The sequence below is a fragment of the Pseudoalteromonas rhizosphaerae genome (assembly GCF_902498845.1).
Lineage (GTDB): Bacteria > Pseudomonadota > Gammaproteobacteria > Enterobacterales > Alteromonadaceae > Pseudoalteromonas > Pseudoalteromonas rhizosphaerae.
In genome coordinates, this window is the sequence record NZ_CABVLM010000010.1 from 24416 (window position 1) to 36054 (window position 11639).

The 11639-nt window shown below is 40.9% G+C and carries 9 protein-coding genes; 4 read left to right on the forward strand and 5 right to left on the reverse strand.

The features are described from left to right. Positions 1-7: 7 nt before the first annotated feature. Together carA and dapB are read right to left on the reverse strand one after the other, a co-directional pair. A complete protein-coding gene (gene carA, locus PSR9079_RS15490) occupies positions 8-1144 on the reverse strand; it encodes a glutamine-hydrolyzing carbamoyl-phosphate synthase small subunit (protein WP_145233083.1) in 1137 nt (378 codons plus the stop codon). Positions 1145-1351: 207 nt separating this feature from the next. Next, positions 1352-2149 (reverse strand): 4-hydroxy-tetrahydrodipicolinate reductase, encoded by a 798-nt coding sequence (gene dapB, locus PSR9079_RS15495; protein ID WP_149982337.1) that lies wholly within the window; start codon positions 2147-2149, stop codon positions 1352-1354. Between the two features lie 271 nt (positions 2150-2420). Between dapB and PSR9079_RS15500 the strand changes: the two genes are divergently transcribed. Together PSR9079_RS15500 and PSR9079_RS15505 are read left to right on the forward strand one after the other, a co-directional pair. After that, a complete protein-coding gene (locus tag PSR9079_RS15500) occupies positions 2421-3734 on the forward strand; it encodes a Na+/H+ antiporter NhaC family protein (protein ID WP_149982433.1) in 1314 nt (437 codons plus the stop codon). Positions 3735-3809: 75 nt separating this feature from the next. After that, positions 3810-4592: a nucleoside-binding protein gene (locus tag PSR9079_RS15505; protein ID WP_149982338.1), complete on the forward strand. Its 783-nt coding sequence runs from the start codon at positions 3810-3812 to the stop codon at positions 4590-4592. A 69-nt stretch (positions 4593-4661) separates the two neighbouring features. On the opposite strand, the gene PSR9079_RS15510 is transcribed toward PSR9079_RS15505, so the two are convergent. The 3 genes from PSR9079_RS15510 to pssA all read right to left on the reverse strand — a co-directional run bounded on the left by PSR9079_RS15510 (position 4662) and on the right by pssA (position 7118). Further along, positions 4662-5192 (reverse strand): GNAT family N-acetyltransferase, encoded by a 531-nt coding sequence (locus tag PSR9079_RS15510; protein ID WP_149982339.1) that lies wholly within the window; start codon positions 5190-5192, stop codon positions 4662-4664. Next, positions 5193-5645 carry a GNAT family N-acetyltransferase gene (locus tag PSR9079_RS15515; protein WP_149982340.1) on the reverse strand — a complete coding sequence of 151 codons (453 nt, stop codon included), beginning with the start codon at positions 5643-5645 and terminating at the stop codon, positions 5193-5195. A 147-nt stretch (positions 5646-5792) separates the two neighbouring features. After that, on the reverse strand, positions 5793-7118 hold the full coding sequence (pssA, locus tag PSR9079_RS15520) for a CDP-diacylglycerol--serine O-phosphatidyltransferase (protein WP_149982341.1): 1326 nt from the start codon (positions 7116-7118) through the stop codon (positions 5793-5795). A 288-nt stretch (positions 7119-7406) separates the two neighbouring features. Here pssA and trxB point away from each other — a divergent pair, with 288 nt between their 5' ends. After that, positions 7407-8357, forward strand: a complete 951-nt coding sequence (gene trxB / locus PSR9079_RS15525) for a thioredoxin-disulfide reductase (protein ID WP_149982342.1) — start codon at positions 7407-7409, stop codon at positions 8355-8357. Between the two features lie 328 nt (positions 8358-8685). Beyond that, on the forward strand, positions 8686-11499 hold the full coding sequence (locus tag PSR9079_RS15530; protein WP_149982343.1) for a bifunctional aconitate hydratase 2/2-methylisocitrate dehydratase: 2814 nt from the start codon (positions 8686-8688) through the stop codon (positions 11497-11499). Positions 11500-11639: the final 140 nt, after the last annotated feature.

The following is an 11639-nucleotide window of genomic DNA, read 5'->3' on the forward strand; positions in this document are numbered from 1 at the left end:
GGTTTAATTAGTTGTTACGCGCTTGCATCAAATCGATGAAGTGGTCAAATAATGGGGCTGCATCGTGTGGACCTGGGCTTGCTTCAGGGTGACCTTGGAAGCTAAAAGCAGGTTTGTCGGTGCGGTGAATACCTTGCAACGTTCCGTCAAATAACGATTTATGCGTAGCACGAAGGTTATCTGGTAACGTTGTTTCATCGGCAGCAAAACCATGGTTTTGCGCAGTGATCATTACTACGTTACGGTCTAAATCTTTCACTGGGTGGTTACCACCGTGATGACCAAACTTCATTTTCACTGTTTTTGCACCCGAGGCAAGGGCTAACAATTGGTGACCTAAACAGATACCAAAAATAGGAATTTCAGTTTCTAAAAAGGCTTTAATTGCTTCAATGGCGTAAGTACACGGTTCAGGATCGCCCGGGCCATTCGATAAAAAGATACCATCTGGGTTAAGTGCTAACACGTCAGCTGCCGAGGTTTGTGCAGGTACAACGGTTAATTTACAACCACGGTCTACAAGCATACGGAGAATATTACGCTTCACACCGAAATCATAAGCAACAACGTGAAACTTTTCATCGGCTGCGTTTAGAGTTTTGAACCCTGCGCCTAATGTCCAGCTTGATTCACGCCACTCGAAATTTTCCTTGGTTGATACTACTTTCGCTAAATCCATACCTTTTAAGCCTGGGAAGGCTTGCGCAGCTGCGAGCGCTTGGTTTTCATCTAATTCGTCACCTGCAATAATACAACCGTTTTGAGCGCCTTTATCGCGCAAAATACGGGTAAGCTTACGAGTGTCGATGTCTGCAATACCTAAGATATTACGTTCTTTTAAGTAATCATCTAACGATTGCTCGTTACGGAAATTACTTGCTAGCAGTGGCAAATCACGGATCACTAGGCCTTTAGCCCAAATGTGACTCGCTTCTTCGTCTTCGCTGTTAGTACCCGTATTACCTATGTGTGGGTACGTCAAAGTTACGATTTGTTCCGCGTATGAAGGGTCAGTCAGAATTTCCTGATAACCAGTCATGGATGTATTGAATACTACTTCACCGACAGACATGCCGTCAGCGCCGATTGCAGTACCGCGAAACACTGTGCCGTCTTCTAGAACTAACAGAGCGGATTTAGTCAAGTTAACCTCCTAACAGTAAAAAACGGGAGTAAAGTCATTTGCTTTACTACCCGTTTATAGCGATTGGAAACACGCAATTATGAATTTTTGGCAAATTAGCGCTATTTTATAGTAATTTGCCTTTTAGGTCTAACCCTATTTCAATAATCAGTAAAAATAAGCCCTATAAGCCAAAAAAGCCACCAAACACCCAAAAAAGTAACTAAACTACTTCAAGTCGAGGACATCTTGCATGTCATAAAGTCCTGCAGGCTTATTTTTCAACCAGCCCGCAGCTCTTACTGCGCCTAATGCAAAGGTCATTCGAGAACTTGCTTTATGAGTTAATTCAAGCCTTTCGCCAGAAGTTGCGAAATATGCGGTATGTTCACCAACTATATCTCCGCCTCGGAGCACCGAATAACCAATTTCATTTTGCGATTTTTCTGTTTCTAATCGGCTGCGATCAAATACCGCAACCTCATCATGCACCCACCCTTTTGCATCGGCAATTGCCTCACCAATGGCAAGTGCAGTGCCTGATGGCGCATCGATTTTATGGCGATGATGCGCTTCAAAAATTTCGATATCTAAATCATCACCGAATTTAGTGGCGGCGGTTTGCACTAAATTCAACAGTAAATTTACGCCTACGCTGTAATTTCGCGCAAACACAATAGGAATCTGCTTGGCAGCCGTTTGTAACGCCAGCATATCGTCGTCATTTAAACCGGTGGTGCCAATCACCATCGGGATATTTTGTGCAACAGCTGTTTTTAAATGCTCACGCATACCCGCTGGGAGCGTAAAATCAATCAGTACATCGGTATTGTCAACGTTGCGTTCATCACTAAAATTAATTGTCGCAGGTGCTGCGCTATTTAATTGATTAACGGCAATATTTAATAAGGGAGAACTGCTGCGTACATAGGCTGCACTAAGCTCGGTATGATTATTTTTGTGAGCGGCTTCAATTAATGCCAACCCCATTCTTCCGTTTGCGCCAAATACGCCTATTCGATTCATATTAATAACCTATGCATTTTTTGTGTTGGCTAGATTTTATCTAAAACTCGTGTAATAGTCAGGTAAGCCTTTTAAAAAATAATAATAACAGATACCCATAGACTTTAGCCATCTATACATTTAAACTTCTTTCTTTGCGCCGATTTGGTCTTTGGCTTGCGGGCGCTGTTGAGGTACTTATCATTGTGGTAGGTATGACAACTAAATTCAGCTAAAAGAGGGATGTTTTGGCTGTGTTAGTTGTGCAAGAAGTTATCTAACGAGGAATATGATGCAGCCATCATTTAATAAAACAACAGCAAAACTATCTTTGCTCCCCCTATTAACCTTTGTGGCCTTATTTTTAGGTGCGGGTTTATACCTGCAATCACAAGGGGTCGATTACGCTTTTTATCAGCTCCCTGCCCCTGTTGCTATTTTACCGGCGATTATGCTGGCGTTTATGTTAAATAAAAACACCATTAACCACAGTGTAGAAACCTTTATAAAAGGTGCCGGTCACAACAACATCATTACCATGTGCTTAATTTATTTACTTGCTGGGGCATTTTCTGCCGTCGCAGGTGCAACAGGCGGCGTGGATGCGGTTGTTAACGCCGGTTTATCACTTATTCCACCAACATTACTTTTACCGGGCTTATTTTTAATTGCAGCGGTAGTATCTACGGCCATGGGTACTTCAATGGGCACTATCGGGGCGATTGGCCCGATTGCGTATGCGGTCTCTATTAAAACCGGTATTGATCCAGCATTAATGGCCGGTACGATTGTGTCAGGTGCGATGTTTGGCGATAACTTATCAATTATTTCTGATACCACCATTGCTGCAACGCGTACCCAAGGCTGTGAGATGAAAGATAAATTCCGTGAGAATTTAAAAATCGCATTACCAGCAGCTATCCTCACTATTGGTTTATTATTCTTTTTAACTCCTGCGGCTCAAGCAGTAGAAACTAAAGATTACGATATTCTATTAGTACTACCTTATGCATTTATTTTAGTACTAGCGGTGATGGGCTTTAATGTATTTGTGGTGCTGTTCAGCGGTATTATATTTGCGGCACTGATGGGCTTTACTGGCAGTTATGAAGGAGCCAGCTTTGTAAAAGACATTTATAAGGGCTTTACTGATATGCAAGAAATATTCTTGCTGTCGATGTTTATTGGTGGCTTATCTGAGTTTATTCGCATTAACGGTGGCCTTGATTATATCGCGCAAAAGATTCAAGCCATTACTAAAGTCATTGCAAAATGGCACCGAAAAGTGGCAGATCAACTAGGTATTGCCGCGCTAGTTATGACCAGCAACGTATGTATAGCGAATAATACCGTGTCGATTATTGTTGCCGGTCCTATCGCCAAAAAACTTGCCGATGATGGTGAGATCAGCGGTAAGCGTTCAGCAAGCTTACTGGATATTTTCGCCTGTGTTACGCAAGGATCTCTCCCTTATGGTGCACAAGCGTTACTACTTGGCGCAACATTTAAAATTAGCCCGTGGCAAGTATCAACCTCATCTTACTACTGCTTTATATTGGCATTTACTGCTATAGCTGTAATTTGTCTACGCCGAAATAAGGCATAAATACTTAAGCAGATGTGCTCACGTTTGGGCGTATCTGCTATACTTTGCACTTTACTCCCCATTAAACATATAGTTATGAATATAAAATCAACATTATCTTTAGTCGCCCTTTGTGCAGTTAGTACATCTAGCTTTGCTGCAAATTGGAGCACAACGCAACTACATTTAAACTACGGCGATTTTAAAAACCCATTTACTGAACAAAAATCAGGTACATCAATCGCTTCACTGCAACACGCCTCTGGCTATGACTATGGTGATAACTTTTTCTTCATAGATTACATTAATGATAATGTTGATGATGGCTATCAAGACCGTGACTTTTATGGCGAATGGTATTCAACTTTTAGCCTTTCTAAAATAACCGGTAATGACTTTTCGTTTGGCGCTATTGCTGACGTTGGATTAACAGCGGGCTTTAACGCCGCAGGTGATGCTAAGGTATTGAAGTATTTACCCGGTGTTAAAGTAAATTGGCAAGCGCCAGGATTTAGTTTTTTATCAACCCTAGTTACGGCCTATATAGATGATAACGAGGGTGTTGCCCGTGGCGGCGCGCCTATTGAAACTAACAGCTGGATGCTAGATGTTGCATGGGGTTACCCGTTTTCGATTGGTTCACAAAAATTTAATGTAACTGGCCATGTTGAATATATTGCTGAGCGCGAAAATGAATTTGGTGAAGATGTTAAGGCGTGGATCTTAGCGCAGCCTATCATTACTTGGGACTTGGGTAATGCCATCAGCATGAAAGAAAATACCTTACTACTTGGCCTTGAGTGGCAATATTGGCACAATAAGCTAGGGACCGATACCACTGAGTCGGTACCGCAATTTCATGTTGAGTGGACGTTTTAGCGAGTTAGCGAGAATAATAAAGCGCGATATCAATTGTATTGCGCTTTTTTTACTTACCATGAACACAGATCATGTTAGCTTTATTTCATAAACACCCAAACGCTGCTGTTGCTGATTAGCAAGGAAGATTGATGTCTCTTTTTGATAATATTTAAATTGTGCGCCTGCGCGTTGCACAACCTTTATACTCGCTAAGTTATCCTCTAAACAACAAAACTCAATCACTTTTGCATGACTATTATTTTTTATATAAGGCACTATTTTAGTAAGCACTTGATTCATGGCTCTTTGCCCGCGTGCAAAATCAGCTAACCAATAACCGCATTCAGCACCCTTACTGTCAGGATCAATGTGTTTAATACCAAATACACCGCTTAAGCGATCCTCTATATATACCGCAAACCACTGAGAACCTGCTTTACCGCTGTGTAGTCGTTCATATATATAACGTTTAGTTGAATTAACATCTATTACGTAATCCACCCAAGGTAAAAATTGACTCAGATTTTCCCGACTATCGGCGATAACTTGGTAAAGTTCAACTGCGTGACTAATATCTAATGGCTTTAAAGTTATTGAATCTGAAATCACCAGTTCCATTTAGTCAGCCTCAACTACTTTTGCTAAACGCATATGTAGCAGCGGAAACGGCTTTCCTTGACCATCTAATTCAGAGCGCCCTATTTGCTCAAACCCTCTACTTAAATAAAAACCATGGGCTTTAGGGTTTTGCTCGTTAACATCAACATGAGTTGCCGCTAAATTATCAATCGCGTAATTAATTAAGAACGTGCCAACCCCCTTCGCAAAGAAAGTCGGCTCAACAAACAGCATTTCAATATTGCCGCCAGCAACGCCAATAAACCCAATTATTTTTCCACTGTTGTCTTTACAACAAAAAAGACTAACAGCATCAAAATAATGTGCCAAAATCAATGGTTTCAGTTCATCTATGTGTTGTTGGGTTAAAAAGTCATGGGTATGAGAAACGCAAGCTTCCCAGATCTCAATTAAAGAGGCGTAATCTTTTTGCTCGGCGGATTTAATAAGCATTGTTAATTCCTTTGAATATTAAAATAACCATCATCAGTTTTGCAAAAATATTGTAGCGGAGTTGGGCAACAGCTCCGAGGCTAAATCAACAAAAAGCAGCGTAAACGCTGCTTTTATAGTACTTACATTTTAGTCTCTAACTTTGCGTTAAATAAAACGCTTAATAATAAAATCAACTTTGACACGCTTAGCTTGCCCCAGCAGTTTTTTAACCGCTGGCGGGTAATCGTCCATGGTTTCTAAATCTTCGGCACCGTTTAAACGACGACAGTGTTGTAATATCTCGGCTCTTTCATTGTCGATTGCTGGCATGAGACTTTGCTCAGGATCTTCTAATAAAATGCCATTTTCGATATCTAATCCCCAGGCACGAGGATTTAAATTATGGCCACTCAATAAATGATATTTACGATCAGCACAAATACCTTTCAAATGAAATGAGTTACTTTCATGCTGCCACAAATACACATTTAAATTACCGTTAATAATATGGCGCTTTTGCGATTTTAAAAATTTATGCAAAATCGTTTCATACAAGTATGGCAAAGCACCTATTTTACTAAATGGTTCACTTGGTGGCAGGTAAAAATCATTCGCCGTTTTATCGCCTACTACGATTGTTACTTGCTTGCCCTGTTTTAGTAAGCGGCGCAATGAACGCATTAACGGTGCAGGAAAATTAAAGTATGGGGTATACAGCACTAACTCTTGCTCGGTGGCATCAAATAAGGATTTGATCACACGATTGAGCTCGTTATTACGTCGTCCCAGTCCTAAAAATAGTCGCACGCCAAGTGCTTGCTCATTTTGCTCCACACTGTGAGCGTAGTTAGCTTGCTTTAATGAACGCATCAATTGTTTTTGTGCGATTTTAATATCATTAAACTTTGTTAAAGGCCGCACATCAATACGTGGAACGGCTTCAGAACTCAACAATTCATGTTCAATAAAGTCAATCACAGAATCACATAGTGAGGCCTGCTCGACTAAAAAATAGCGATCTAACCGGTAGCGCTCTTGATACTGCAAATACACATTATTTAAACTCGCACCGCTGTAAAGCAGCGTATCATCAATTACAAAACCTTTTAAATGCAACACCCCAAAAAGTTCTTTTGCTTTTACTGGTACGCCAAAAATTTGTACATTTGATTGATATTTTTCTTGATATTCACAATATAAACTGGCGTTACCATCTGACTTTGCCGCACCAATTAAACCGCGTTGAGCACGATGAAAGTCAACCAACACTTTTACATCTAATGCGGGGTTTGCTAATGAAGCCTGATGTAACGCTGCTAACACTTCACGCCCTGCTTCATCATCTTGCAGATAAAGTGTCGTAATATAAATACGTGTTTTTGCCTGCGCAATCAGTGCTAGTAAATGCGTGCGATATTCTTGTGCATTGGTTAAGACGTTAACGTCTTTTGAAGTCAACCCGTACGCGGGTTTTTCCTGCCAAAATAACATAATTGCCTATTCACTTAGGTCACCCTTAATCAGGGTCACAAATCAAAATTAGTTAAAACATATCAAAAAAACACAGCTTGGTCATGAATTAACGTCGCATGCTGAGTTAATACTGAATTAATAGCTCAGATATCATACAAATCGTACACTTATCATGATTCTAGTACACAATATTTGACAGCTTTGTGATTTAGAAAAAAAAATAATCGCCGCTTTTATTTACTTCCCTCTTGTTTCTCTTAAAATCGAGCGCATTAATACGCTATTAAACGTTTAGGATATAAAAACATGAGTGAAGTAAAACATTGTAAGTTGCTAATTTTAGGATCTGGACCTGCGGGTTACACTGCAGCAGTTTACGCAGCACGCGCAAATTTAAACCCGGTATTGATCACCGGTATGCAACAAGGCGGTCAACTTACAACAACGACTGAAGTTGAAAACTGGCCGGGCGATGCTCACGGTTTAACAGGTCCAGCATTAATGGATCGTATGAAAGAGCATGCCGAGCGTTTTGAAACTGAAATTGTCTTTGATCACATACACACTGTTGATGTAACTAAACGTCCATTTACATTAACGGGTGACCAAGGTACTTACACGTGTGATGCGCTGATCATTGCAACGGGTGCATCTGCTAAGTACTTGGGCCTAGAGTCTGAAACTAACTTCCAAGGCCGTGGTGTGTCAGCCTGTGCAACCTGTGATGGTTTTTTCTATAAAGGTCAAAAAGTGGCGGTTGTTGGCGGTGGTAATACCGCGGTTGAAGAAGCGCTTTATTTATCGAACATTGCTGATGAAGTACATGTAATTCACCGTCGTGATAGCTTCCGCAGTGAAAAAATCTTAGCCGATCGCCTCGCTGAAAAAGCAGCAAACGGTAACGTAGTCATGCATTATAACCGTACGCTTGATGAAGTACTGGGCGACCAAATGGGTGTTACCGGTGTTCGTATCAAGGATGCAAACTCAGAAGCCACTGAAGAAATTGAGTTAGCGGGCGTATTTATTGCCATTGGCCATAAGCCAAACACCGATATGTTTGAAGGTCAGCTAGAAATGAAAGACGGCTACCTAGTAGTTGAGTCTGGTCTTAACGGCAATGCAACACAAACAAGTGTACCAGGTGTTTTTGCTGCAGGTGATGTGTCTGATCATATCTACCGTCAAGCAATCACTTCTGCGGGTACTGGCTGTATGGCAGCACTTGATGCTGAGCGTTTCTTAGATAACCTATAAGTTTACATAACATATAGTAAGGGCTGAATTTTCAGCCCTTTTTTTTGTGGCCAAAAATTATAAAGGCTCATCCAACACCGAAAAGTACTCATTGCAGTCGCACCAACATTCACCACATTTATACTCGAAATCAATCATATTTATATAATTAATGGCTTAGGTGCGATAGGATCTAAGTCCGAGCAATGAATATCGTCAAAGTATAGTAAGTAAAACTAGCTATAATTATAGTTAGGCACAAAAGCTTTATTCATTTAGGCATTACTAGAGACTGTAAAATCAGTTAAAATGCTTAACTTCATATCAAGTAAAATACCGAGAGTTTTCTATGAGTTTGTATACAAAATATATGGAAGAAATCCAAACCCGTAAAACGGAGCTTGGATTAAACCCACAACCAATCGATAGCGCTGAACTAGTATCAGAAATCATTAATCAAATTAAAGATACTAATAACGAGCACCGTAAAGATTCACTGCATTTCTTTATCTTTAATACATTACCAGGAACAACCAGTGCTGCGGGCGTTAAAGCACAGTTTCTAAAAGAAATTATTTTGGGTGAAGAGCAAGTTGCAGAGATCACTCCAGAATTCGCATTTGAACTGCTTTCACACATGAAAGGCGGCCCGTCAATTGAAATGCTAATTGATTTAGTATTTGCTGATGACGCAACAATCGCAGCACAAGCGGCTGAAGTACTTAAGACTCAAGTATTCTTATACGATGCAGATATGGCTCGCATAAAAGCGGCATACGAAGCAGGCAATGCAATTGCTAAAGAATTACTAGAGAGCTTCGCACAAGCTGAATTCTTCACAAAATTACCTGACATCGAAGAAAAAATCGATGTAGTAACCTACATTGCTGGTGAAGGCGACATCTCAACTGATTTACTGTCTCCAGGTAACCAAGCCCATTCACGTGCTGACCGTGAACTACACGGTAAATGCATGATCACTGAAGAAGCACAGCAAGAAATTGTTGCGCTTCAAAAGAAACACCCTAACGCTAAAGTAATGCTTATTGCTGAAAAAGGCACGATGGGCGTTGGTTCATCTCGTATGTCTGGTGTAAATAACGTTGCACTTTGGGCAGGTAAACAAGCAAGTCCATACGTTCCTTTCATCAATATTGCACCTGTTGTTGCAGGTACTAATGGTATCGCACCAATCTTCTTAACGACGGTTGATGTAACCGGCGGTATTGGTCTTGATCTTAAAAACTGGGTTAAGAAAGTAGACGCAGACGGCAATACTGTAACTGATGAAAATGGCGACGCAGTGCTTGAAGAAGCGTACTCTGTTGCTACCGGTACTGTGTTAACAATCAATACAAAAGAGAAAAAGCTTTATAACGGTGATAAAGAACTTGTTGATATTTCATCAGCATTCACACCGCAAAAAGTTGAATTCATGAAAGCTGGTGGTTCTTACGCTGTAGTATTTGGTAAGAAACTACAAACGTTTGCTGCTGAAACGCTCGGCATTGAAACTCCTCTTGTGTATGCACCTTCAAAAGAAATTTCACATGAAGGGCAAGGCTTAACAGCGGTTGAAAAAATCTTTAACCGTAATGCAGTAGGTGTACTATCAGATACGCCACTTCACGCAGGCTCAAATGTTCGCGTTAAAGTGAACATCGTTGGTTCGCAAGATACAACGGGTCCAATGACAGCACAAGAATTAGAAGCCATGGCGGCTTCAACGATTTCACCACTTGTTGATGGTGCATATCAGTCTGGTTGTCACACTGCATCAGTATGGGATAGCAAAGCACAAGCTAACATTCCTAAACTAATGGCGTTTATGAATAAGTTTGGTTTGATCACTGCACGTGACCCGAAAGGCGTTTACCATGCAATGACTGACGTTATTCACAAAGTATTGAACGACATTACAATTGATGATCGCGCTATCATCATCGGTGGTGACTCGCATACACGTATGTCTAAAGGCGTTGCCTTTGGTGCCGATTCAGGTACTGTTGCTGTTGCACTTGCAACGGGTGAATCTGCGATGCCGATTCCTGATTCAGTTAAAGTGACGTTTAAAGGCAAAATGGCTAAGCACATGGATTTCCGCGATGTTGTACATGCAACGCAAGCGCAAATGCTTAAGCAGTTTGGCGGCGAAAACGTGTTCCAAGGTCGTATCATTGAAGTGCATATTGGTACCCTAATGGCTGACCAAGCGTTTACTTTCACTGACTGGACTGCAGAAATGAAAGCGAAAGCGTCAATCTGTATTTCAAATGATGAAACGCTAATTAAGTCAATTGAACTTGCTAAATCACGTATCCAAATCATGATCAACAAAGGGATGGATAACGAGGCGCAAACGCTACAAGGTCTAATCGACTTAGCTGACAAGCGTATTGCAGGTATTCAATCTGGTGAAGAGCCAGCACTTTCTCCAGACGATAACGCTAAATACCACGCAGAAGTTGTGGTTGATTTGGACCAAATCGTTGAGCCAATGATTGCCGATCCAGACGTGAACAACGATGATGTTTCTAAGCGTTATACTCACGATGTGATCCGCCCTGTTTCTTTTTACAACGACAAACCTGTTGATTTAGGTTTCGTTGGTTCATGTATGGTTCACAAAGGCGATATGAAAATTATTGCTCACATGCTACGTAACCTTGAGAAGAAAAACGGTTCTATCTCATTCAAAGCACCATTAGTTGTTGCGCCACCAACATACAACATTGTTGATGAGCTTAAAGCGGAAGGCGACTGGGATATTCTTGCTAAATACGCTGGTTTTGAATTTGACGATGAAAAACCAAAAACAGCGGCACGTACTAAGTATGAAAATATCCTATACCTAGAACGCCCTGGTTGTAACTTATGTATGGGTAACCAAGAAAAAGCAGAACCTGGTGACACTGTTATCGCAACATCAACTCGTCTGTTCCAAGGCCGTGTAGTAGCCGATACATCTGAGAAAAAAGGTGAGTCACTACTGGGGTCAACGCCAGTTGTAGTGCTTTCTACTGTACTTGGTCGTTTCCCGACTATCGAAGAGTATAAGTCTGCAGTTGAAGGTATTGACCTTACATCGTTTGTACCTGTTGAAGAAGCGATGACAACTAAATTCAACGCAGGTCAAGCAGTACCCGTAAAAGTGGTTAGCTAATTCGATTAGTTAATGGTTCAATTAAGCGCGTTTTTTAACGCGCTTTTTTTTGCCTACAATTTGCCTATTAGAAGTAAGCCCTGTACGAGGCTATGGATAACAAAATAATTTGTGGTTTGTGAATTTAAAGCAACAGGTTA

What these genes read in the sequence shown, in the direction of transcription:
- dapB (WP_149982337.1), bottom strand. Translation starts at nt 2,149, where the DNA reads ATGAATCGAATAGGCGTATTTGGCGCAAACGGAAGAATGGGGTTGGCA.
- PSR9079_RS15500 (WP_149982433.1), top strand. Translation starts at nt 2,421, where the DNA reads ATGCAGCCATCATTTAATAAAACAACAGCAAAACTATCTTTGCTCCCC.
- PSR9079_RS15505 (WP_149982338.1), top strand. Translation starts at nt 3,810, where the DNA reads ATGAATATAAAATCAACATTATCTTTAGTCGCCCTTTGTGCAGTTAGT.
- PSR9079_RS15510 (WP_149982339.1), bottom strand. Translation starts at nt 5,192, where the DNA reads ATGGAACTGGTGATTTCAGATTCAATAACTTTAAAGCCATTAGATATT.
- PSR9079_RS15515 (WP_149982340.1), bottom strand. Translation starts at nt 5,645, where the DNA reads ATGCTTATTAAATCCGCCGAGCAAAAAGATTACGCCTCTTTAATTGAG.
- pssA (WP_149982341.1), bottom strand. Translation starts at nt 7,118, where the DNA reads ATGTTATTTTGGCAGGAAAAACCCGCGTACGGGTTGACTTCAAAAGAC.
- trxB (WP_149982342.1), top strand. Translation starts at nt 7,407, where the DNA reads ATGAGTGAAGTAAAACATTGTAAGTTGCTAATTTTAGGATCTGGACCT.
- PSR9079_RS15530 (WP_149982343.1), top strand. Translation starts at nt 8,686, where the DNA reads ATGAGTTTGTATACAAAATATATGGAAGAAATCCAAACCCGTAAAACG.